Origin of the sequence: Sulfitobacter sp. G21635-S1, from assembly GCF_027213915.1 — a bacterium.
In the GTDB taxonomy this organism is placed as follows: Bacteria; Pseudomonadota; Alphaproteobacteria; order Rhodobacterales; family Rhodobacteraceae; genus Sulfitobacter.
In genome coordinates, this window is record NZ_JAPWGV010000030.1 from 1 (window position 1) to 22,160 (window position 22,160).

General features: G+C 62.8%; 28 protein-coding genes. 13 read left to right on the top strand and 15 right to left on the bottom strand.

Translation table 11 applies throughout. The annotated features are described in order from the left end of the window. Positions 1-183: 183 nt before the first annotated feature. The gene (locus tag O4H53_RS22390; RefSeq protein WP_269367289.1) at positions 184-1,866 is read right to left on the bottom strand and encodes an ABC transporter substrate-binding protein; all 1,683 of its coding nucleotides are present in this window, start codon (positions 1,864-1,866) and stop codon (positions 184-186) included. A gap of 554 nt (positions 1,867-2,420) precedes the next feature. Between O4H53_RS22390 and O4H53_RS22395 the strand changes: the two genes are divergently transcribed. The 4 genes from O4H53_RS22395 (at position 2,421) to O4H53_RS22410 (ending at position 5,784) form a co-directional block, all read left to right on the top strand. After that, complete coding sequence (locus O4H53_RS22395; RefSeq protein ID WP_269367290.1) at positions 2,421-3,299, top strand: DMT family transporter; 879 nt, start codon at positions 2,421-2,423, stop codon at positions 3,297-3,299. A 302-nt stretch (positions 3,300-3,601) separates the two neighbouring features. Beyond that, a complete protein-coding gene (rplS, locus tag O4H53_RS22400; protein ID WP_067288140.1) occupies positions 3,602-3,985 on the top strand; it encodes a 50S ribosomal protein L19 in 384 nt (127 codons plus the stop codon). 11 nt (positions 3,986-3,996) lie between these two features. Further along, positions 3,997-4,218 carry a 50S ribosomal protein L31 gene (rpmE, locus tag O4H53_RS22405; protein WP_114273707.1) on the top strand — a complete coding sequence of 74 codons (222 nt, stop codon included), beginning with the start codon at positions 3,997-3,999 and terminating at the stop codon, positions 4,216-4,218. A gap of 756 nt (positions 4,219-4,974) precedes the next feature. Further along, complete coding sequence (locus tag O4H53_RS22410; protein WP_269367291.1) at positions 4,975-5,784, top strand: division plane positioning ATPase MipZ; 810 nt, start codon at positions 4,975-4,977, stop codon at positions 5,782-5,784. 9 nt (positions 5,785-5,793) lie between these two features. Here O4H53_RS22410 and trmD read toward each other — a convergent pair whose 3' ends face one another. The 11 genes from trmD to O4H53_RS22465 form a co-directional block, all read right to left on the bottom strand. Then, positions 5,794-6,579 carry a tRNA (guanosine(37)-N1)-methyltransferase TrmD gene (gene trmD, locus O4H53_RS22415; protein ID WP_269367292.1) on the bottom strand — a complete coding sequence of 262 codons (786 nt, stop codon included), beginning with the start codon at positions 6,577-6,579 and terminating at the stop codon, positions 5,794-5,796. Further along, positions 6,576-7,364: a hypothetical protein gene (locus O4H53_RS22420; RefSeq protein WP_269367293.1), complete on the bottom strand. Its 789-nt coding sequence runs from the start codon at positions 7,362-7,364 to the stop codon at positions 6,576-6,578. Before O4H53_RS22420 ends, trmD begins: the two co-directional genes overlap by 4 nt. Then, complete coding sequence (gene rimM, locus O4H53_RS22425) at positions 7,364-7,882, bottom strand: ribosome maturation factor RimM (RefSeq protein ID WP_269367294.1); 519 nt, start codon at positions 7,880-7,882, stop codon at positions 7,364-7,366. The genes O4H53_RS22420 and rimM overlap by 1 nt, the downstream gene beginning before the upstream one ends. Then, positions 7,879-8,028, bottom strand: a complete 150-nt coding sequence (locus O4H53_RS22430) for a hypothetical protein (RefSeq protein WP_205388142.1) — start codon at positions 8,026-8,028, stop codon at positions 7,879-7,881. The genes rimM and O4H53_RS22430 overlap by 4 nt, the downstream gene beginning before the upstream one ends. Further along, entirely contained in the window at positions 8,028-8,657 is a 630-nt protein-coding gene (gene bluB / locus O4H53_RS22435) for a 5,6-dimethylbenzimidazole synthase (protein WP_269367295.1), read from the bottom strand. The genes O4H53_RS22430 and bluB overlap by 1 nt, the downstream gene beginning before the upstream one ends. A 15-nt stretch (positions 8,658-8,672) precedes the next feature. Further along, on the bottom strand, positions 8,673-9,077 hold the full coding sequence (gene rpsP / locus O4H53_RS22440; protein ID WP_269367296.1) for a 30S ribosomal protein S16: 405 nt from the start codon (positions 9,075-9,077) through the stop codon (positions 8,673-8,675). A gap of 12 nt (positions 9,078-9,089) precedes the next feature. Further along, positions 9,090-9,392 (bottom strand): chorismate mutase, encoded by a 303-nt coding sequence (locus tag O4H53_RS22445; RefSeq protein ID WP_114273698.1) that lies wholly within the window; start codon positions 9,390-9,392, stop codon positions 9,090-9,092. Next, positions 9,389-9,919 carry a GNAT family N-acetyltransferase gene (locus O4H53_RS22450; RefSeq protein WP_269367297.1) on the bottom strand — a complete coding sequence of 177 codons (531 nt, stop codon included), beginning with the start codon at positions 9,917-9,919 and terminating at the stop codon, positions 9,389-9,391. Before O4H53_RS22450 ends, O4H53_RS22445 begins: the two co-directional genes overlap by 4 nt. After that, positions 9,916-11,430 carry a signal recognition particle protein gene (gene ffh / locus O4H53_RS22455; protein WP_269367298.1) on the bottom strand — a complete coding sequence of 505 codons (1,515 nt, stop codon included), beginning with the start codon at positions 11,428-11,430 and terminating at the stop codon, positions 9,916-9,918. Before ffh ends, O4H53_RS22450 begins: the two co-directional genes overlap by 4 nt. 194 nt (positions 11,431-11,624) lie before the next feature. Next, the gene (locus tag O4H53_RS22460; protein WP_269367299.1) at positions 11,625-13,412 is read right to left on the bottom strand and encodes an SLC13 family permease; all 1,788 of its coding nucleotides are present in this window, start codon (positions 13,410-13,412) and stop codon (positions 11,625-11,627) included. A 150-nt stretch (positions 13,413-13,562) separates the two neighbouring features. Next, the gene (locus O4H53_RS22465) at positions 13,563-14,147 is read right to left on the bottom strand and encodes an FMN-dependent NADH-azoreductase (protein WP_269367300.1); all 585 of its coding nucleotides are present in this window, start codon (positions 14,145-14,147) and stop codon (positions 13,563-13,565) included. Positions 14,148-14,266: 119 nt separating this feature from the next. On the opposite strand from O4H53_RS22465, the gene O4H53_RS22470 reads away from it, so the two are divergent. Both O4H53_RS22470 and O4H53_RS22475 read left to right on the top strand, forming a co-directional pair. Beyond that, positions 14,267-15,145 (top strand): LysR family transcriptional regulator, encoded by an 879-nt coding sequence (locus O4H53_RS22470; protein ID WP_269367301.1) that lies wholly within the window; start codon positions 14,267-14,269, stop codon positions 15,143-15,145. Next, positions 15,136-16,035 carry a DMT family transporter gene (locus O4H53_RS22475; protein WP_269367302.1) on the top strand — a complete coding sequence of 300 codons (900 nt, stop codon included), beginning with the start codon at positions 15,136-15,138 and terminating at the stop codon, positions 16,033-16,035. Before O4H53_RS22470 ends, O4H53_RS22475 begins: the two co-directional genes overlap by 10 nt. A 239-nt stretch (positions 16,036-16,274) precedes the next feature. On the opposite strand, the gene O4H53_RS22480 is transcribed toward O4H53_RS22475, so the two are convergent. Further along, positions 16,275-16,616 carry an ArsR/SmtB family transcription factor gene (locus O4H53_RS22480; RefSeq protein ID WP_114273691.1) on the bottom strand — a complete coding sequence of 114 codons (342 nt, stop codon included), beginning with the start codon at positions 16,614-16,616 and terminating at the stop codon, positions 16,275-16,277. Between the two features lie 40 nt (positions 16,617-16,656). Continuing rightward, complete coding sequence (locus O4H53_RS22485) at positions 16,657-16,878, bottom strand: hypothetical protein (RefSeq protein WP_269367303.1); 222 nt, start codon at positions 16,876-16,878, stop codon at positions 16,657-16,659. A gap of 105 nt (positions 16,879-16,983) precedes the next feature. Here O4H53_RS22485 and O4H53_RS22490 point away from each other — a divergent pair, with 105 nt between their 5' ends. From O4H53_RS22490 to O4H53_RS22515, 6 genes are all read left to right on the top strand, one after another. Continuing rightward, the gene (locus O4H53_RS22490; RefSeq protein ID WP_269367304.1) at positions 16,984-17,895 is read left to right on the top strand and encodes a LysR substrate-binding domain-containing protein; all 912 of its coding nucleotides are present in this window, start codon (positions 16,984-16,986) and stop codon (positions 17,893-17,895) included. A 172-nt stretch (positions 17,896-18,067) separates the two neighbouring features. Then, complete coding sequence (locus O4H53_RS22495; RefSeq protein ID WP_269367305.1) at positions 18,068-18,418, top strand: AtpZ/AtpI family protein; 351 nt, start codon at positions 18,068-18,070, stop codon at positions 18,416-18,418. 1 nt (position 18,419) lies between these two features. Then, complete coding sequence (locus O4H53_RS22500; protein ID WP_269367306.1) at positions 18,420-19,178, top strand: F0F1 ATP synthase subunit A; 759 nt, start codon at positions 18,420-18,422, stop codon at positions 19,176-19,178. A 55-nt stretch (positions 19,179-19,233) separates the two neighbouring features. Further along, entirely contained in the window at positions 19,234-19,458 is a 225-nt protein-coding gene (locus O4H53_RS22505) for a F0F1 ATP synthase subunit C (RefSeq protein ID WP_011567586.1), read from the top strand. 84 nt (positions 19,459-19,542) lie between these two features. Beyond that, a complete protein-coding gene (locus O4H53_RS22510; RefSeq protein ID WP_114273686.1) occupies positions 19,543-20,103 on the top strand; it encodes a F0F1 ATP synthase subunit B' in 561 nt (186 codons plus the stop codon). A gap of 3 nt (positions 20,104-20,106) precedes the next feature. Then, a complete protein-coding gene (locus O4H53_RS22515; protein ID WP_269367307.1) occupies positions 20,107-20,667 on the top strand; it encodes a F0F1 ATP synthase subunit B in 561 nt (186 codons plus the stop codon). Between the two features lie 112 nt (positions 20,668-20,779). Here the strand turns inward: O4H53_RS22515 and O4H53_RS22520 are convergent, their stop codons facing one another. Further along, positions 20,780-21,547 (bottom strand): FadR/GntR family transcriptional regulator, encoded by a 768-nt coding sequence (locus tag O4H53_RS22520; protein WP_269367308.1) that lies wholly within the window; start codon positions 21,545-21,547, stop codon positions 20,780-20,782. Positions 21,548-21,674: 127 nt separating this feature from the next. Between O4H53_RS22520 and O4H53_RS22525 the strand changes: the two genes are divergently transcribed. Further along, a complete protein-coding gene (locus O4H53_RS22525; RefSeq protein WP_269367309.1) occupies positions 21,675-22,085 on the top strand; it encodes a hypothetical protein in 411 nt (136 codons plus the stop codon). The last annotated feature ends 75 nt before the right edge of the window (positions 22,086-22,160 follow it).

The following is a 22,160-nucleotide window of genomic DNA, read 5'->3' on the forward strand; positions in this document are numbered from 1 at the left end:
AAGGGAGGCGCTCCGAATGCGCGTCTCAATGCGCCCTCCCAGGCTCGGGCGCGGCCCTTCGTTCGAAAACGTAACGCTGAGCGCAGAAGAACGATTTACCTCCGGCGGCAGCCGTTTCCGGGTTTGTCAGCAATCTGAGGGCCGCGATGAACGCGGCCCCCGTGTTTTTGACGGAATCGGTGCTTAGGCGTCGCCGGTCCAGGCCATCCGCGCCGGATGGTATTCAAAGCCGATGTGGTGCGCGGCACCCACCAGGCCTTCCCGGGTGTGGTTGTAGAGCGACCGCCAGTAGGGCTGGATCGTCACGCCATCCTCCTGCAGCATCGCTTCGCCCTTGGCCATCAGCTCGCGGCGCTTGTCCACATCTGCTGTTGCCAGCGCCTCGGACAGGAGCGCGTCGAATTCGGGGCTGGAATAGCCGAACTCGTTCCACGCTTCGCCCGTGCGATAGGCCAGCGCCCAGATCTGTACGCCCAGCGGACGCGCGTTCCAGTTGGTGGAGCTGAACGGATACTTCGTCCAGTCGTTCCAGAAGGTGGAGCCGGGCAGGATGGTCCGCTTGACGTTGATGCCCGCGTCCCGCAGCTGCGCCGCCACCGCGTCGGTGGTGTCTTTGCGCCAGGCATCGTCGATGGAGAACAGCTCGTGCTCGAAATCGCCGTAGCCTGCTTCGTCCATCAGCGCCTTGGCGGCGGCGGGATCGACCTTGAGCGGCGGCAGTTCCGCATACTCCGGGTGCATCGGGCCGACGTGGTGGTTGGCGGCGACGATGCCGCGCCCGGCATAGCCGAGTTCCAGCAGGATCTCGTTGTCTACCGCCATCGCGATGGCCTGGCGGACACGCTTGTCCTCGTAGGGGCGCTTGCCATCGACTTCGGCCAGCTGGTTGGGCCGGATGACGATGGTCGCGGCGGTCGCGATCTCGTTCTCGACCCAGCCGTCCAGCGTGCTCATGATGTCGATGTATTCGCCTTCCATGGAATAGAAGGCATCGACTTCCTCGGCTTCCGCCGCGGCAATCCAGGCCGAAGGATCGGTGCCGTAGTCGATGTATTCCAGCCGGTCGATGTAGGGCCCGCCATAGACCTCTGTACCCCACCAGGTGTGATCGGGATTCTTGACCAGCACACCCTTCACGCCCACTTCGAGCGATTCAGGCAGGTAGGGGCCGGTGCCGACGGGGTTGTCGACCATGTTGTTGGCGTCAAAATCCGCGGGCACGATGGCCGCAGGATAGTCGGCCATGCCGGGGATCAGGGTGATGTCGGATACCGGCAGCTTCAGCTTGACGGTGTGGCTGTCGACCACTTCGATTGCACCTTCAATGGCCTGACCGGTTTCTTCGTCGATCAGCGAGGCGAAACGGCCCGCCATGGAGTTGCCTTCGAGCGACTTGTCGCACCAGCCGGTGATGTTGCGCGCCACGTCTTCGGCGGTGAAATCGTCACCGTTGTTCCATTTGACACCCTGACGGACGTTCAGTGTGTATTCGGTGGCGTCGTCGTTGATTTCCCAGCTTTCCAGCAGGGCGGGGCTGAATGTACCGTCGTTTTCCCAGATGGCGAGGTATTCCAGCCAGCCGCGCGAGAAGTTCGCGATCTGCGACCAGTCGTAGGTGCGCGGGTCCTTGAGGGCGCGGACTTCCATCTGCATGCGGACGGTGCCGCCCTCTTTCATGTTGGCATGCGCATCGGCGTAGGCCGGCGGCGTCATTCCGATCATGCCATAGGCGGTGGCGGCGGTCGCACCGAATGCACTGGCGAGCGCCAGGAATTCCCTGCGGTTGACCGGATCTCTTTTTGCGGCCTCAGCGGAATCCAGAATGGATTGCGGCAGCGGTTTACCGGTACGTGTAAGATGCTTCATTGTCTTCCTCTCTGTTGTCAGCGGGATGTCGATGTCCCGCCAATTTGATGCCTGTTCGGACACCGGGTGATACAGTTGACCTGCATGTTTTATGTCAAACCCCGCAGGGTGCCAGCAGAGTGTCACGCACTCGCCCCCGTAAGGTCAAGCCCATCGGGCTTTCCGTCCCGCGGCTGCGGGCGCGTGACATGTACAATCGGGTTGCTGATCTGAAAGCATTGCGCGCGCTGGCCGATTGCAAGGATGTTCCGATCAGGCCGCTACGGCGTTCTTTGGCGGCAGCGGCATTGGGAAAGCGTCGTTTCAGGCGGTCTGGCTGTCGCCCAGAGGCAAGTCTGCCAGCGCAGTTCTGACAATCGCCTGCACGGGAACGGGCGGTGGTTCGGCCTTCGCCGCCGCTGAGGGCGCGGCCGGGGAACATCAGAAAAGATGTCTCGAATGTGGCGCCATCGCCGGTTTTTGCCGGTCTTGCCGGGGCAGCTGGCGAATCTGCACGCGGTATCGTCTTCTGGTCGGTACTTTACCCGGCCCGGAAAATTTGTCACCGATGCGGCATGAATGATCAACTCAAGGGCCTGCTCATCACGTTGTTCGGCGTGCTGTGCGTCGTGCCGGATTCCCTGTTCGTGCGCCTGATAGACGCCCCGGCGCTGACCGTCGCCTTCTGGCGTGCCTTGCTGGTGGGTCTGCTGATCTTTGCAGCCCTGCTTGTCTGGCAGGGGGCCGCGCCGTTCCGCGCGTTCTGGCGGACCGGATGGCCCGGGCTGATCTATGTGATCGCCATTGGTGCAAGCGGTGTCATGTTCGTGATCGCGGTCAGCCTCACCTCGGTTGCCAATGTTGTTTTCATCATCGCCTCGCTGCCGGTTTTTGCGGCCCTGTTCAGCCGCGTCGCACTGGGCGAACGGCTGAGCCTTCGCATGTATCTGACCATGGCGGCAGTGCTGCCGGGACTTGCGGTAATCGCCTATGGCTCGGGCGAGACGGCGAATGCATCGCTGGCAGGCGACCTGCTGGCGCTGGCGGTTTCGGCGGTCTTCGCTGCCGGGCTGACCGCGGTGCGGCTGGTCCGGCAGGTGTCGATGGTGCCCGGCGTGGCGCTGGGTTACATGCTGGGGGCGCTGGTGATCCTGCCCTGGGCGCAGCCCGGTGCAATACAGCCGGAGCAGGCGCCGCTGGTGGCAATGCATGTGGGGTTCATCCTGTGCAGTTCGGTGCTTTTGGCGCTGGGTCCGCGCTACATCACCTCGGCGGAGGTGGGGCTTCTTGTCTTGCTGGAATCGGTGTTTGCACCGCTGCTGGCCTGGTTCTTTATCGGCGAGGACCCGGGGGGCTATGCATTGCTGGGCGGCGGCATCGTGGTCGGTGCGCTTTTCCTGTCGAACCTTGTCGTGCTGGCGCGGCGGCGCAGGGCGTCTTCGGCAGGGTCCTGACCCCGGCCACGCGCGCAGGGCCTCTGAACAGGGCAGATTGCACGGCCGTCGAAAGGGGGCCTGATGGCTGACCATCCCCCTTGATCCCTGCGGTCATCCCCCCTATACCCCGCCCATCCGGAATCGCGTTTCTGCGGCTCCGGTGCTTTGCGTTATGCGCAAGCGACAAGGAAAGACGATGTTACCTCCGGTGGGCCACCCCCTTGATGGGATCACGGTGCAGACCCGACAGACAGACCGAAGCTCTTGGATCGGACAATCAACTTCGTGGCATACCACGAGCACATTTAGGAGAATGGTCAATGGACCTGATCGCACAACTAGAGGCGGAACAAATCGCCGAACTGGGCAAGGAAATCCCCGATTTCCGCGCCGGTGACACCATCCGCGTCGGCTTCAAGGTTACCGAAGGCACGCGCACCCGTGTCCAGAACTACGAAGGCGTCTGCATTGCACGTAACAACGGCCACGGCATCGCCGGGTCCTTCACCGTGCGCAAGATCAGCTTTGGTGAAGGCGTCGAACGTGTGTTCCCGCTGCATTCCACCAACATCGACAGCATCACCGTGGTGCGCCGCGGTCGCGTGCGTCGCGCAAAACTCTACTATCTGCGCGCCCGTCGTGGCAAATCCGCGCGGATCGTCGAGAACGCGCATTACAAGCCCAAATCTGGCGCCGAAGCGTAAGGAGAGCGGTCATGAAAGCCGATACACATCCCGAATACCACACGATCAACGTCAAGATGACCGACGGCACCGTTGTGGAAATGAAATCGACATGGGGCAAGGAAGGCGACCAGCTGTCGCTGGACATCGACCCTTCCGTCCACCCGGCATGGACCGGCGGCACCAGCCGTCTGATGGACACCGGTGGCCGCGTGTCGAAGTTCAAGAACAAATACGCCGGTCTGGGCTTCTAAGCCTGCCAGCAGTTATGACGAAGGGCGTGGCCAGCGATGGCCGCGCCCTTTTTCGTTTTGGGGGGGATGCACCGCGCGCCCTGCTCACGCGACCTTAACCCGTCGGCGGCATCCTTGGCCCCGTTGCAACACCCGCCGGTGCGGGCCATCAACCCGACCGGCATCCCATAGGACCAGAGGCGCGCAGGCCGCGTCATATCTGAACGGTTCAGACATGCAGGGATAAAATCCTGTCTCACACTCCGATCTGGCGGCGCCGCCTTTTTTACGGCCTTCCCACGATCCACATCAGATGAAACGGAATAACTGCCCAGGAGTGTCCCGGCGCAGACGTTATGCGTGAGTGTATGTAACCCACACCTGCCCTTGGATGCGGTGTGGGGCAAGGTCCGGTGAGCGGGACGAAGCTGCCGTTTGAAATGGAGTGCGAAGCCGCGCATCGTCGGGCCGTGGTGCGGCGATCCGACCGTCGTGCATGCCACTTTATGGCAGCCAAGCACCTCCCACCTATCCGTCACGCGCAACAGCAACCAAATCGCCGTGCCGTGGGGCGGCCCGGCGATGCGCGGCGGCCTGCGGCCTTGATTCCGCGCGGGGGATAGCCGCGAGGCTTCGAGCTAAGACCCCACAACCACCCCGCACACTGTCATTTTTGCCAGCTTTGCGCCTCTCCCTGCTTTTCACAGGTCGATCCACAACATATAGTGTGCCAAAGAAGGCAAACCGCACAGAAACCGCGGATGCAAGGGGACAGGCATGGCGCATATCATCGTCGTCGGAAACGAGAAGGGCGGCGCGGGTAAATCAACCGTGTCGATGCATGTGGCCACCGCACTGGTCCGGATGGGGCACAAGGTCAGCGGGCTGGACCTCGACCTGCGGCAGCGGACATTTGGCCGCTATGTCGAGAACCGGATTGCGTTCCTCAAACAGGCCGAGCTTGAGCTGCCCAGCCCGATCCTGCACGAGCTGCCCGTGATCGAAGCCGGCGCGTTGCGGCCCGGCGAAAACATGTATGACCACCGGCTGAGCGCGGCTGTCGCGGCGATGGAGCCGGACAGTGATTTCATCCTGATCGATTGTCCCGGTTCGCACACACGTCTCAGCCAGGTGGCCCATTCGCTGGCCGATACGCTGATCACGCCGCTGAACGACAGTTTCATCGACTTTGACCTGCTGGCGCATACCGATGCCAGCGGCGACAAGATCACCGGGCCGTCGGTCTATTCCGAAATGGTCTGGAATGCGCGGCAGTTGCGCGCGCAGGCCGGGCTGGCCCCGATCGACTGGGTTGTGGTGCGCAACCGTCTGGGCGCGCAGCGCATGGTCAACAAGGAAAAGATGGAACGCGCGGTGGCCAACCTGGCCAAGCGCATCGGGTTCCGCGTGGCCCCCGGCTTCAACGAGCGGGTGATCTTCCGGGAGTTGTTCCCGCGCGGTCTGACCTTGCTGGATCTCAAGGACATCGGGGTCAAGCAGTTGAACATATCCAACGTTGCGGCGCGGCAGGAGCTGCGCGACCTGATCAAGGCGCTGAAATTGCCCGGCGTCAACGCGGACTTCTAGGGCCGGGTTCTAGGGCTTCTTGTAGCGCGCCCAAAGGTCCGGGCGGCGCGTCTGGGTCAGTTCCTGTGACTGCGCCTGACGCCATTTCGCGATTTCGCCGTGATTGCCCGACATCAGCACGGGGGGAATGTCATGGCCTTCCCAGGTGGCGGGGCGGGTGTATTGCGGGTGTTCCAGCAACCCGCTGGAATGGCTTTCCTCGACCGTGCTTTCCGCATTGCCAAGCACACCGGGCAGCAGGCGCACAGTGGCGTCGATCATCGCCTGAGCGGCCAGTTCGCCCCCGGTCATCACGAAATCGCCAAGTGACACCTCGGTCACGTTGTAATGTTCCAGCACACGCTCATCCACGCCTTCAAACCGGCCACAGAGCATGGTGACACCGGCACAGCTGGCCAGATCGCGGGCCATGGATTGGGTAAAGGGCCGGCCGCGCGGCGACATGTAGAGGATCGGCCAGCGCCCCCTTGCGTGTGATTGCGCCTCTTCAATCGCGGGGCCCACGACATCGGCGCGCAGCACCATTCCCGCACCGCCGCCCGCCGGGGTGTCATCCACATTCCGGTGCTTGCCGATGCCATATGTCCGCAGGTCATGGGTGTGCAATTGCCACAGCCCGTCGTTCAATGCCTTGCCGGTCAGGCTGGCCCCCAGCACCCCGGGGAAAAGCTCGGGGAACAGGGTGATGATCCTTGCCTGCCAGACATCGGCATAGTCGGGCGCTTCCTGCATCAGCTCGCGCGGCTTCAGCGTGGCGCGGACGGATTGGCGGCCGTGGGACCGGGGCGGTTTCATCGTGGCTGCGCCTCTTTCAGGATATGGGCCTTGGCGGCATTGCGTGCCGCGGCGCTTTCATGGGTGCGGTTGGCCTGCAACATGGCCTGCAGAACGTCTTCGCCCAGCCGGGTATTTGCGGGCGGCACGGCTGTCAGTTCTGCACGCAGGCTCAGCGGTATGTCGCAAAGGTCCAGCAGCGGGTCGGCGGGACCAAGCGGCAGATCGCCACAGCTTTCCAGCGCGCGGTGATGTACCGGCACAGGCACGCGGCTGGCGACCTCTGCGACCATGCCGTCAAGGTCTGATGCACCCCGGTAGCGCGCGGCGAAATCGTCGAAATCCAGGGTCATGTTGGAGGCTTTGACGTGCTCGGCATAGGCAGAGGCCAGCCAGGGTTCGGGCGCGCGGGTGGACAGATAGATCAAGATCTCGGCCTCCGGGTATCGCGCTCGGGCGATCTCCCAGAAAGCATAGAGCAGGATCGGCGCGGCGGAATAATCCTCCAGCGCGCCGCGTCCGGGCAGGTGGCCGGAAAGCTCTTCGGCAGAGATGACAAGCGTGCGTCGTGGCATGCCGGGCAGATCTTCCATCAGCCTGGTGAAACGATCCTGCACCTTGATCAGCGTCAGCGGGTCGCGCCAGGTCGAATAGCCCCGGGTGGCGGCGACAAGGTCTTTCATGTGCCAGCGCAGGCGCAGGGCGACATGTTTCTTCAGCGCCACCCGGTTTTCGCGCAGCGTGGCCTGGATCGAGGTCGTGCCGGTCTTGTGAAAGCCTGCGTGGATTATGATCCGGCGCGGCATCAGTCGCGGGCGTCGGGCAGGATGCCCTCCGGCGGATCGGCGATGATGCGTCGGGCCGCCAGGTCCACCGTGGGCACTGCCGCTTTGGTGAAGGGCAGGAAGGTGGTGGCCGAATTGCCGGCCAGTTGCAGTTCCAGCAGGTCGTCCGCCCCGTGGTTCTGCACGGTCTTGACCCGGCCCAGCAGGACGCCGCCGGTGTCATAGACATCCAGCCCGATCAGGTCGGCATGGTAGAATTCATCATCCGGCAGGCTGGGCAGCTGATCCCGGTCGGCATAAAGCGCCGTGCCGCGCAAGGCGTCGGCGTCCTCCTTGGTGGCGACCTGCGGGATGCGGGCGGCAAAGCCGTTCTTGATCGGGCGCAGGATGGCCAGCGCGAACTGGCGGCTGCGGTCCTCGGACCAGAGCGGGCTGTAGGTTTCGATGTCTTCCGGCACCGCGCAATAGCTTTTCACCCGCAACTCGCCGCGCACGCCGTAGGCACCGGCAATGGCGCCGACGCAGATCATGTCGGTCATTGAAGCAACTCCGAATTGACGCAGATGGTGCCGGTCCAGCCGCCTTCGCCGGCAGCGCATTCCTTGCGCATCTGCCAGCGGTCATAGCTGACCCCCATGCTGAAACCGATGGCGAGTGTGATGACAATGGTGATCAGGCGAAACATCAGCGGTCCTCGATATGAAGGGCGGTGGCCCGGGTTTCCCAGCCCCTGGTTTCCAGTTCCGGCGTCAGGCTGTCTTCCTCGGGCCAGCCCAGGCACAGGTAGGCAACCAGCGACCAATCCTCCGGAATTGCAAGATCGCGGTTGAGGCGCGCCGGGTCAAGGATGGAGACCCATCCAATGCCCAGGCCAAGGCTGCGGGCGGTGAGCCACATCATCGTGATCGCACTGACCACGGAATAGCGGCGCATTTCGGGCATGCTGGCAGCCCCCAGGCCGGATCCCTTGGGGGTGGCATCGTCGCAGTAGATCGCGAGATGTTCAGGGGCGTCTTCCATGCCGGAGAGTTTGAGCGAGGCATAAAGCGTGGCCTTGTCGCCGTCATAGCCTTGCAGGGCCTTGGCATTGGCGGCCTTGAAATTGGTGATGGCTTGGGCGCGGGCGGTGTCGCTGGTGACACGGCAGATGCGCCATGGCTCGCTCAGGCCAACCGATGGGGCCAGGCCGAAGGTATCGAGGCAGCGCTGCAGCAGCGCCGCCTCCACAGGTTCGCGGCGAAAGCGGCGCACATCGCGCCGCCATCGCATCAGGTCGGCAAGCCCGGCACGGAATTCGTCTGAAAACTGTTCCATGCCGGGCAGGTCGCCTTATTCTTGTGCTGCGGTTTCTTCTGCCGGGGCTTCCTCGGCAGGGGCAGCGGCGGCTTCTGCAGCGGCAGCGGCCTTGGCGGCTTTCTCCTCGACGCGGGCCGCGGCTTTCTTGCCGGGTGTGCCCTTCTTGGGGTTGTTACGCTCGGTCTTGGGCAATGCGCCTGCAGCTTCCAGCATGCGCTTGACGCGGTCGGTCGGCTGGGCGCCCTTGGCGATCCATTCCTTGACCTTCTCGACGTCCATCTGCACGCGGTCTTCGCTGTCTTTTGGCAGCAGCGGGTTATAGGTGCCCAGCTTCTCGATGAAGCGGCCGTCGCGCGGCATGCGGCTGTCGGCGGCTACGATACGGTAGAAGGGGCGTTTCTTGGAACCGCCGCGGGCGAGACGAATTTTCATGGCCATTGTGTGTATTCCTTAAGAGTCAGATTGGTGGATTTGGTGGTGCCGAATGACTTCGGCGATGATGAAGTTCAGGAACTTCTTGGCGAATTCGGGGTCGAGGTCGGCCTCTTTCGCCAAATCTTCAAGCCGTGCGATCTGCGTGGCTTCGCGCGCAGGATCAGACGGGGGAAGGTCGTGTTCGGCTTTGAGTTTCCCCACAGCCTGTGTGTGTTTGAACCGCTCGCCCAGAGTGTAGACAAGGATGGCGTCCAGCCGGTCGATGCTGGCACGGTGGCCCTTCAGCAGCTCGGCGGCGCGTGTAATGGCGTCGGTCATGCGGCGATCTCCTTCGGTCCGGGGTGCCGGTAAACACCCATCCTGCCGTAGACGGGGTGATGATAGTCGTCCTGCCGGGTGGCTCCCATGGCTTCGGCGACGCGCACGGAGGCGTCGTTGCCCACAGCGATCATGCTGACCACGGTGGTCCAGCCGAGCCTGTCATAAGCGTAGGCGCGTGCAGCGCGGCCCGCTTCGGCGGCGTAGCCCTTGCCGTTGCCGGACCAGATGTACCAGCCGACTTCGGCTTCGGGCCAATCGAGGGGGTTGTGCAGGCCGACGAGGCCGATGGCCGTGTCGTCGTCGCGCGTGGTCACGATCCAGCGCCCATAGCCGCGCATCGTCCAGTGTCCCAGCACCTGGCAGAGGTAACGCCATGTCTCCGCCTCGGTCATCGGGCCGCCCACGAACTTCGAGGCCTCTGTCGCGTAGAACGCGGCGAAGGCAGGCAGGTCGCGCGGTGCGGGGGCACGCAGCGTCAGCCGATCTGTCGTCAGCGTCGGAATAGGGGTGGTTGCAGAGGTCATTTCTTCTTCCCGAAACCGGACAGGCCGGGGGGCAGGCCCATGCCGCCACCACCAAAGGGATTCTGGCCGCCCAGACCGCCGGGCAGCTTGCCGCCCATCGCCTTTGCGGCGGCTTCAAGCTGCTTGGGGTCCATCTGGCTGGGGTCCATGCCAGCGCCACCCTTGCCCATCATGCCCTTCATCGCCTGTTTGAGCATGCCGCCTTTGCCCATCTTGCCCATCTTCTTCATCATGTCGGACATCTGGCGGTGCATCTTCATCAGCTTGTTGAGGTCAGAGACCTCCATGCCGGCGCCCTTGGCGATGCGTTTCTTGCGGCTGGCCTGCAGCAACGCGGGGTTGGCGCGTTCTTTCTTGGTCATCGACTGAATCAGCGCGATCTGCTGGGTCAGGACCTTGTCGTTCATGCCGGCGTCTTCGACCTGTTTGGCCATCTTGCCCATGCCGGGCATCATGCCCATCATGCCCTGCATGCCGCCCATCTTGATCATCTGTTCAAGCTGCATCTTCAGGTCGTTCATGTTGAACTGACCCTTGGCCATGCGCTTCATCATCTTCTCGGCCTGTTCGGCCTCGATGGTTTCCTGCGCTTTCTCGACCAGGGCAACAATGTCGCCCATGCCCAGGATACGGCCCGCGATCCGCTCGGGTTCGAAGGTCTCCAGCGCGTCCATCTTTTCGCCCAGGCCGACGAACTTGATCGGCTTGCCGGTGACGGCGCGCATCGACAGGGCGGCACCGCCGCGGCCGTCGCCGTCCATACGTGTCAGGACAACGCCGGTGATGCCAATCCGGTCGTCAAAGTTCTGGGCAGTGTGCACCGCGTCCTGACCGGTCAGGCCATCGACCACCAGCAGGGTTTCGCGCGGATTTGCGACATTGCGCACCGCTTCGACCTGCTGCATCAGCTCTTCGTCGATGGACAGACGGCCGGCGGTATCCAGCATGTATACGTCATAGCCGCCCAGACCCGCCTGCGTCTTGGCGCGTTTGGCGATGGCGACCGGGTCTTCGCCCTTGACGATGGGCAGGGTATCGACGCCGATCTGCACGCCCAGAATGGCAAGCTGTTCCATCGCTGCCGGGCGGTTCACGTCGAGCGAGGCCATCAGGACCTTCTTGCCCTCGCGCTCCTTGAGCCGTTTCGCCAGCTTGGCGGTCGTGGTGGTCTTGCCGCCGCCCTGCAGGCCGACCATCAGGATCGGGGCGGGCGGGTTGTCGATCTTGAGCGCGCCGGGCTCGCCTTCGCCCTTGAGGGTGTCGATCAGCGCGTCATGCACGATCTTGACGACCTGCTGGCCGGGGGTGACGGATTTGGTGACGGCCTGTCCGGTGGCCTGATCCTGCACCGCCTTGACGAAATCGCGCGCCACGGGAAGCGATACGTCGGCTTCCAGCAGGGCGACGCGAACTTCGCGCAGCGCGGTTTTCACATCCTCTTCGGACAGTGCGCCCTGTTTGGTCAGTCGGTCGAAGACGCCGGAGAGGCGTTCGCTGAGGTTCTCGAACATGGGCAAAGCCCCTTATCGTCGGTTGCGGAATACCCCAGATGTAGGGAGGCCGCAGTGAATACACAAATGCCCCCACGGGCGTAACACGCTGGTGGAGGGCGATCCCCACACAAGGCAGGGACCGGAAGGCGATGCTTCCGGGGATTGCGAGGGCTTTAGGCGCTGGACGGGGCGGAGTCAAGCATGGCGGCGTTTCAGCTGAGCGGGAAGAAGAAAGCGATGGAGAGAACAGCCGCGCCGCCCACAATCAGGTTCATTGGCACGCCGATCAGCAGAAAGTCGCGGAAGTTGTAGTTTCCGGCACCATAGACCAGCGTATTGGTCTGGTAGCCGATCGGCGTGGCAAAGCTTGCCGAGGCACCGAACATCACGGCCACCACCAGCGCGCGGGGGTCGATGCCCAATTGCTGTGCAAGGGTGATGACAATGGGAGTCAGGACCACCGCCACGGCGTTGTTGGTGACAAGCTCCGTCAGAACCGAGGCGGTCAGATAGACCGCCGCCAGCAACAGGACGGGCGGGAGGGTTTCCAGCAGCGGGGTCAGGGTGCCCACGATGGTTTCGACGGCACCGCTGTTTTCAAGCCCCGTGCCGATCACCAGCATCGCAAAGATCAGGATCAGGATGCTCGCGTCGATCGACCCCCAGGCCTCATCATTGTCGATGCAGCGCAGCAGCAGGATCAAAGCCACCGCAAGGATCGACAGCAGCGTGATGCTGGCCAGGTTGAGGGCGGCGAGGATCACGACAGCCAGCAACGCGCCGATGGCGATGGGGGCCTGACGCCTCCGGTACGCGCGTCCCGAAGGCCGCGAGACCGAGACGATGGTGCCGCCGCGCGCCAGCGCATCCAGCCCTGCCGCCGTTCCCTGCAAGAGCAGCCTGTCCGCCGAGCGCAGCTTGACCGACCACAGGTCGGGGCCCGGAATATGCCCGTGCCGGTTTGCCCCCAGGATGCGCACGCCATAGTCCGCGCCCAGCCCGGTGACCCCCAGCATGGTCCGGCCCTGTGCCAGACCCGGCGGCACGATGGCTTCCGCGATCAGGGGGTCTTCGTCCTCGCGGGGGCGGCCCGGGCGCCGCAGACCCACGCGCAACCCCGGAATGTCGTGCAATGTCAGCAGTTCCGACGTCGGCAGTGACAGGATCAGCGTGTCGCCTTTTGCCAGTACCGTTTCGGGCAGGTCCGACCTCTGGATGTTGCCGCCCCGGCGCAGCCCGGTGATGCGGATCGCCGTGCGGTTGAATTCGGGCGTGTCGGCAAGCGTCTGGCCGATCATCGGTGCGTCGGGCAGGATGGCAACCTCCGTCAGGAAGGTGGTTTCGGTCAACATGGACACGGCACCCTGGTCGGCACGGTCGGGCAGCAGGAACCGACCGGCCAGCACCATGAAGATCAGGCCGGTGAGGGCCACAACGATGCCCACCGGCGCGATTTCGAAAATGCCAAAGGCGTCGAGGCCATTCTGCCGCGCAACGCCATCCACCAGAAGGTTGGTGGAGGTGCCGATCATGGTGCAGGTGCCGCCCAGGATCGACACATAGGACAGGGGGATCAGCAAGCGGGTCGAAACGATGCCCACCGCATGGCTGAGGCGCAGCACCAGCGGGATCAGGATCAGCACGATCGGGGTATTGTTGACAAAGGCCGAAGCGACCAGCGCGGCAAGGAAGAAGGTGACCAATGCGAGGGTGGGCCGCGTCCTGGCCCGTTCGACGATGAAACCTGCCATGGCGTCCAGCACCCCGGTGCGCACCAGCGCGCCCGAGACGACGAACATCGCTGCAATCGTGATCGGGGCGGAGTTCGAGAAGACGGCCATCACGTCGTCCGGGCTGACCAGGCCCAACAGGATGAACACGGCCGCGCCAACGACCGCTGTTGTGTCGGGCGGGTATTTTTCGAGGATAAAGGCGATGAACACGCAGGCCAGCAGGCCCAATGCGACAAGATCCTGGGACCCCGCAAACCAATCACTCATCTTCACCCCTTTGTGCGCTGCGGCAGAACCCGTCTGTCAACGCGGCAGGGCGGCGGGTGGTTCCGGCTGGCTGTGACCGGGTGGCAATAAATTGCGCCGGACCGACAGGGGGTGTCGGCCCGGCGTTACTGGCGTTCTTGCTGTTTGGCCTCAGGCGGCGATGGCAAGCCCGTCGACCTGGTCATTTGCCCGGGCGATGGTGCCTTCGGCATCCTTGGCCAGCGCATCTGCTGCGACGATGGTCACATCGGTCATGCCAAGGAAACCCAGAACGAATTTCAGGTATTCGGTGACGAAATCGGCGGGCGACCCTGCCGGCACACCGCCAGAGGCCATGGCGATGATGACGCGCTTGCCCTTGACCAGCCCTTCGGGGCCATTTTCAGTGTAGCGGAAGGTGACGCCGACGCGGGCCACAAGGTCGATCCATGCCTTGAGCGAAGCGGGCACGCCGAAGTTGTAGACCGGCGCGCCGATCACGATGGTGTCGGCGGCCAGCAGTTCGGCGACCAGCTTGTCGGATTCCTTCAGCGCCTCGACTTGCTCGGGGGCGCGGTCGGCTTCCGGTGTTGCGCGGGCAACGGCCCAGGTGTGGGTGATCTGGGGCAGCGGTTCGAGGGCGAGGTCACGGGTGACGATATCGCTGTCGCCCAGTTTGGCGACGATGCGGTCGGTCAGCTTGCGTGTCACGGAATCTGCGGTATTTGCGGAAGAGTCGATGCGGAGTATGGACATGATATGTTTTCCTGTCTTGCTGTTCTGACATCCAAAATCAGCACTTGCATTTCCAAACACAACTGGCAGAAAATGCACTTGCGTTGTTCAAATTTGCACAAGGCGATGTGAGGGATCGAATGGACAACTGGGACGAAATCAGGACCGCCTTTCATGTGGCCCGGCTGGGCACGGTCAGCGGTGCGGCGGAGATTCTGGGCGTGCATCATGCCACCGTGATCCGGCATATAGACGCGCTTGAGGGGCGGCTTGGGGTCAAGCTGTTCCAGCGCCATGCGCGCGGTTACACCGCGACCGAGGCGGGGGTGGACCTTTTGCGCGTGGCACAGGCCACCGACGATCAGTTCAACCAATTGGTCGGGCGGATCAAGGGGCAGGGTGCCGATGTGTCGGGCGAGCTTGTCGTGACCTCGCTGGCCAGCCTGTCGCAAAGCGTTGCGCCCATGCTGGTGGCCTTCCAGCGGCAATATCCAAGGGTCATGGTGCGCTATCTGACCGGCGACCGGCTGTTCCGGCTGGAATATGGCGAGGCCCATGTCGCCATCCGGGCGGGCACCGTGCCGGACCAGCCCGACAATGTGGTGCAATCGCTCGCCTCCAGCCGCATCGGGGCCTATGCCAGCCGCGCCTATGTCGATGAATACGGCCTGCCCGAAGGGCCGCAGGACTACGCCAATCACCGGTTCATCGGGCCGGACAATGTCAACAGCCGCGCGCCCTTCTACATCTGGCTGCGCGAAAACATTCCCGCTGAGGCGATCAGCTTTCGCTGCACAGACTCTCATGCCGCCGATGCCGCCCTGCTGGCGGGGGCCGGGATCGGCTTTCTGGATGCGGTGGAAGCTGCCCGTAACCCCGATCTTGTCGAAGTCCACGCGCCGCGCGACGAATGGGCCGGGCCGCTCTGGCTTGTCACCCATGTGGACCTGCACCGCACCACCAAGGTGCAGGCGCTGGTGGCCTTCATCAAGAAACATGTGGGCGAGGCATGGGTTTGAGCCCCGGCGCACAGGGCCATCTGGCGATGTTGGCCTTCTCGGCGCTGGTCGCCGGGTCGTTTTCGCTGGGCGCGCTTGTTGCCAATGACATCGCGCCCACCGCGTTCACCGCGCTTCGTTTCTGGCTCGCGGCGCTTGTTGTCGGGATGCTGGCCTGGCGTCGCGGCTCGCTCTCGCGCTCCAGCTTCGTCGCGCCGTGGCGTTACCTGATGCTGGGAGGGTTTTTTGCCTTCTATTTTGTCCTGATGTTCGAGGGGCTGAAAACCGCGCCGCCGGTCAGCGCGGCGGCGGTGTTCACCCTGGTGCCGGTCATGGCTGCGGCGATTGCCTGGTTCATGTTGCGACAGGTGCTGACCTCCCGGATGGCGCTGGCGCTGGTCATTGGCGGGGTCGGGGCGCTTTGGGTGATTTTCCGCGCAGATCTGGGCGCCCTGATGGCGTTCGACGTGGGGCGGGGCGAGGCGATCTATTTCGTGGGCTGTGTCAGCCATGCGATCTATACACCGCTGGTCCGCCGCCTGAACCGGGGCGAGGGGCCTGTCACCTTCACTTTCGGAACCTTGCTGGCCGGTGCCGTCTTGCTGCTGGTCTATGCCTGGGGCGATATCGCCGCCACGGACTGGACGGGATTGCCGCCGCTTGTCTGGATCACGCTGGCCTATGTGACCATCTGCGCCACGTCGATCACCGTGGTGCTGCTGTCTTTTGCGACGCTTCGGCTGCCCTCGGCCAAGGTCATGGCCTATACCTACCTGACACCGACCTGGGTGATCGTCTGGGAAATTTTCCTTGGCAACGGAGTGCCGTCGGTGTTCGTGTTGGGGGGTGTCGGGCTGACCATATTGGCGCTGCTGCTCTTGCTGCGGGACGACACGGCAAAGAATATCTGAAAGGCCGGGAACCAAAGCCGCTGATCACGCGTTCGTTATTCAATCTGAATAAAAAGGAGCGTGAACGTGCGCAGCATCATTTATCTCATTGGCCTCGTGGTCGTTGTTCTTGCCATCCTGCGCCTGATCGGCCTGGTCTGAGCGGCCGCGGATGCGTAACCTCATTTACATCGTTGGTCTTGTTGTTGTCGTTCTCGTGATAATCCAACTGGCCTTTTGAAAACACGGCGCGTGAGGGATCACGCGCCTTTTTCATCTGGCGTTGGCAGCTCCGTTTCCAGAAAACGTTCAAACGCGTCCAGATGGATCGGTTCGAACTGGCCAAAGCCCTGCATCCAGGTCGATGCGGCCTTCATCGCTTCGGGTTCCAGTTTGCACCATTTCACCCGCCCCCTCTTTTCCTGAGAGATCAGTCCAGCGCCCGTCAGCACATTGAGGTGCTTTGAAATCGCGGCCAGCGACATCTCGAACGGTTCCGCCACATCGGTCACGGCCATGTCGTCTTCCAGCAGCATGGCCAGAATCGCGCGGCGTGTGGGATCGGCGAGGGCGGCAAAAACCTGATCGAGTGTGGGTGTCATCCCCTTTCAATAACGAAGCTGCGGGGTTTGGGGAAGCGGTTCAGCTGCGGGGATGGTGGCTGTGCTGCGACGGCAGGCGCAGGCGATGCGGTTCGAGCAACGCCAGGTCGATCCCTGCATCCCGCGCGGCGCGGTCGGTCAGATCGCGCAGATGCGGATGTTTGCGGCGTTGAAACAGGCTGCGCAGTGACTCCAGGATGCGTTTCAAATTTGCACGGGTCTTGTTTGACGTCTGGACCATTGGATATGCGACATAGGCCATCTTTGTGCCTTCCTTGCTTGCTGTTGCAGCTAAGTTGCCAAAATCGCCCAGGCCCCACAAAGACAAATGGTTGACGTAAGATGTGCGAAAACTGCACAAGTAAGCATGAGCCGAACATTGCCCCCGCTGAATGCCCTGCGCGCCTTTGAGGCTGCGGGCCGTCACCAGAGCTTTTCCCGCGCGGCGGAAGAGCTGCGGGTCAGCCATTCGTCCATCAGTCGTCATGTCCGGGGGCTGGAGGACCGGCTGGGCGTACAATTGTTCCGCGATCTGTCGCGGGGCCTTGTGCTGACCGATGACGGTGCTGCCTATCTGGCGCAGGTCTCGCCCGCGCTCGATGCCATCGGCATTGCCACCGAAGGGCTGGCCGAGACGCCGGAGGGAACGATCACTGTCAATTCGGAACCCCTGTTCGCGACAAAGTTCCTCATACAGCATCTGGCAACTTTCACCGGCGCGCACCCGGAGGTGAATGTGCGGCTGGAAGCATCGCGCCACCTGGCGGATGTGGCGCGCTATGAGGCTGACCTTGCCATCCGTTTCGTGCCGCCCGGCGCGCGCTATCCGAATTCGGAGCTGCTGACCAACGCGATGTTGTACCCCTTTGCCGCGCCGGGGCTGCTGCGCACTGCCAAACCCTCTCCGCGTGATCTGCTGAGCTATCCGCTGCTTCGGGACCGGTCGGAGGGCAGCTGGGACAGGTGGTTCGCCTTGGCGGGCGGGGTCGCCCCGGCGGAAGTGCCGGCGTTTACCTGGCGGCTGAGTTCCGTTCTGAGCGTCGAGGCCGCGATTGCCGGTCAGGGCGTCTTGCTGGTGTCCGAAGAGGTGGTCGCAGGCGAGGTGGCGGCGGGGCGGCTGCTGCGGGTTTCCGACATCGGGATTCGCGAAGGGGGGTATCATCTGGTGCGTGGTCATGGGGTCCTGCGCCGCAAGGCCGTGCGCGTTTTCCGTGACTGGTTGTTTGAGCAGACGGCGGCCTGGCGGACACCGGACGAGAATGATCAACCAAAAGGTTGAATATGAAAAGCACCGCAGTTTCGGCGTGCTGGCGGGGGCGTCGTGTCGCGAAGCGATCTCATTCGACCTGTAAATCATTGTAAATGATTGCTTTATTGCCTCTCCGATCTCAGTTGACTCTAACAGCCCTGCCCAGTACCTAACGCCCAAGTCATCCCTTGGGGTATGCGGCATGAGCGATCCGGACCAGCAGCAGCAGCTTGAGCAGCTAGAGGCGCGGATCAAAGCCGTAAAGAAGCGCAGCGCGCCCAAGCCCCGTGCGGATGAACATCACTCTCAGGCACAGCTTGCCTGGCGGATGGTGATCGAACTTGTGGCCGGTCTGGGGATCGGTTTTGGCATCGGATACGGGCTGGATGTGCTGTTTGGTACATTGCCGATCTTCATGGTGCTGTTTGTCATGCTGGGCCTGGCGGCGGGGGTAAAGACGATGCTCCGCTCCGCACAGGAAATCCAGGAAAAGAAGATGGTCGAAATGACCGGGGACGCGTCCGACACGGACGACAGGAACGAAGGAGCCTGAGATGGCGACAGAGACACACGGTGCAGAAGAAGGCGGTCTGGTCTTTCACCCGATGGATCAATTCATCGTCGAACCGTTTTTCGGCGAGGGCGCGGTTTCCTGGTACACGGTGACCAACGCGACTTTCTGGATGTTCCTTGCGGTTGTGGCGACCTTTGCGCTGATGGTCCTGGGCAGTTCCAAGCGGGCCATCGTGCCTTCGCGGATGCAGTCGGTGGCAGAGCTGGCTTATGGCTTTGTCTACAAGATGGTCGAGGATATCTGCGGCAAGGAGGGGGTGAAATACTTCCCCTACATCATGACGCTGTTCATGTTCATTGTCTGCGCCAACTTCCTCGGGCTGATCCCGACGTCTTTCACGCCGACATCCCACTTCGCGGTGACGGTTCTGCTGGCACTGGCCGTGTTCCTGACCGTCACGATCCTGGGGTTTGTCAAGAATGGCGCCAGCTTCCTGGGCCTGTTCTGGGTTGCTTCCGCGCCGCTGGCGCTGCGCCCGATCCTGGCGATTATCGAACTGATTTCCTACTTCGTGCGCCCGGTCAGCCACTCCATTCGTCTGGCAGGCAACGTCATGGCGGGCCACGCGGTGATCAAGGTTTTCGCAGGGTTTGCCGCGATCACCATCATCAGCCCCGTCTCCGTGGTGGCGATCACCGCGATGTACGGGCTTGAGGTTCTGGTGTCCTTTATCCAGGCCTATGTTTTCACGATCCTGACGTGTGTCTACCTCAAGGACGCGCTTCACCCGCATCACTAAAATAACGGCGGGCTTGCCCGCCACCTCTCAACTTCCAATCGTAAGGAGAATTCACATGGAAGGCGAACTCGCACACATCGGCGCAGGTCTGGCAGCAATCGGTTCCGGCGCAGCCGCAATCGGGGTTGGCAACGTTGCAGGCAACTACCTGGCTGGCGCATTGCGCAACCCTTCGGCTGCTGCATCGCAGACAGCAACCCTGTTCATCGGCATCGCGTTCGCAGAAGCGCTGGGCATCTTTGCCTTCCTCGTCGCGCTGCTGCTGATGTTCGCCGTTTAACTTCCAGGTTACGACATCCTTACGAACGGGCGGGTGTGTTGACATCCGCCCAAGCGTATAGGCCAAGTTTCCAAGGAGGCCCTGATGGCAACTGAAACACATAGCGATGGCCTTGCCGACGCCATTGGCGTCGATATGGCGGAACACGCAAGCACACCCGGCATGCCGCAGCTGGATTTCTCCACCTGGGGAAACCAGATTTTCTGGCTGGTGCTGGCGCTGATCGCGACCTACCTGATCCTGTCCCGCGTGGCGCTGCCGCGCATCGGCGCGGTTCTGTCGGAACGGCAGGGCACGATCACAAACGATATCGCCGCTGCCGAGGATCTCAAGGCCAAGGCCCTGGAAGCGGAAGAGGCCTATAACAAGGCGCTTGTCGATGCCCGCGCCGAGGCGCAGCGCATCATCGCAGATGCCAAGGCCGACATGCAGGCGGATCTCAATGCCGCCATGGCCAAGGCCGACGAAGAGATCGCGGCCAAGACCGCCGAATCCGAAAAAGCCATCGCGGAAATCCGCGAAGGGGCGTTGGAGAACGTGGAGAAAGTCGCCAAGGACACCACAAAAGAGATCGTGGCAGCCATGGGTGGCAAGGCGGATGCAAAGACTGTCAATGCGGCTGTTGCATCCCGGATGAAAGGATAAACCATGCGTTTGACCCTGACCGCCCTCATCGCCGCTCTTGCCGCGTCACCGGCGCTTGCTGCGGGCGACGTGTTCTTTTCGCTGGGGAACACCGACTTCGTGGTGCTTCTGGCGTTCATCCTGTTCATTGCCGTGCTGTTCTATTTCAAGGTGCCCGGCATGATCGGCGTGATGCTGGACAAACGTGCCGCGGACATCCGGACCGAGCTGGAAGAAGCCCGCGCCCTGCGCGAAGAAGCACAGACCCTGCTGGCAAGCTACGAGCGCAAGCAGAAGGAAGTGCAGGAACAGGCTGACCGCATCGTTGCAACCGCCAAGGAAGAAGCGCAGCGTTCAGCCGGACAGGCGCGTGAAGAGCTGGCCAAATCGGTTGAGCGTCGTCTTGCGGCTGCGGAAGACCAGATCGGTTCTGCCCAGGCGGCAGCGATCAAGGCAGTCCGTGATCAGGCCGTGACGATTGCGATTGCTGCGGCACGCGATGTCATCGCCAAGCAGATGTCGGCAGCAGAAGGCAACAAGCTGATCGACGATGCAATTACGCAGGTCGACGCCAAGCTGCACTGATCGGCGTTTCCAGAAACGTTTGAAAGCTCCGGCCCCGCCGGGGCTTTTTTCGTTCCGGGGGCAACGTCCCGGCGAAACCCGTGAGGTGCGTGCGCCCCCTGGGACCTGCGGGTTATCCTTGCGTTTCGTGCTGCAACCGCTGGCGTGCGATGCTTTCGTTCCGGTCGGCCTTTTTCTGGTTGGTCAGCGCATCCTCGACATAATCAAGATGCGCTTCGACGGCCGCCCGCGCCTGTGCTGCGTCCCTTCCCTGCAGCGCATCGTTGATGGCGCGGTGCTGGTCCAGCAGGGCGGCGCGGGTTGTACGTTGCTTGAACATCACCTGCCGGTTGTAGAACACACCGCCGCGCAGCAGCTCGTACATCGAGCGCATCATGTGCAGCATGACCACGTTATGGCTGGCTTCGATGATGGCCATGTGGAACTGCGCGTCCAGCTGCGCCTCTTCATCGCCGTTGCGCTTGCCGTGGGCCGCTTCCATCTTGTCATAGACCGCCTGCACCACGGCCAGGTCGGTGTCCGACCCATGGGTGGCGGCACGTTCCGCTGCCAGCCCTTCCATGTCGCGCCGGAACGACAGATAGTCAAAGACAGCCTCGTCATGGCGGGCGAACAATTCCACCAGCGCGGGCGCGAAAGCACTGCCCAGGACGTCAGCGACATAGACCCCGGCACCAGCCTTGGCGCTGAGCAGACCGGCCGCCTGCAGCGCACCGATGGCATCGCGCAGCGACGGGCGGGAGACGTTCAGACGCTCGGCCAGTTCACGCTCCGGCGGCAGCCGCTCTCCCGGACGCAGGATGCCGCGCAGGATCAGTTTCTCGATCTGGCGGATCACGGCCTGGGACAGTTTCTCGGGGGTGACGGGTTGGAATGGCATGGGCTTTCCCTTGAATTGGTCAAATCATATGACCAGAGCGCCCCTGCCGCAAATGCATTATGGCGGTTTGGTCTCGCGGGCCCCTGGGGGAAAGGATTTGTTAACCCTTCCGCCCTCCACTGGTGTCATGAGATCCCTGTTTGCTGTTTGTGCCGCGGTATTCCTGATTGCCTGCAATACCCCGTCGCCTGAATTTCGCGGGGTCGCCCCGACGCGTGTGACCGTTCAGGGCTCCACCTTCGATGTCAGGGTGCGGGGTGGCAGGGCCGAGGCCATTCGCGTCAACGCGCAATATGCGCCAAGGTTCGGACCGATCCAGTCGCGCGCCGGTGCGGCGATTGCGATGGTGAGCGGTTGCAAGGTGGTGGAGGTGACCGGCGACCAGGCCCAGGCCTTTGCATGGCTCGATTGCGGCAACGGTCCGCCACCGAAAAGCCGCAGGTCGATGCCATGGGAAATCGAATGTCTTCCGGTGCCGGGCAGCGAAATCGAGATCGCCGGCGAGGTTTCGCTCGACCTGGACTGTGCGGCCTTCTGAAACCGCAATATCTTGTGGATAAGTCGCCCGTGCCCCCTTGTTCTGGTGTGTTGCTGTTGACAGGATGGCCTTTCG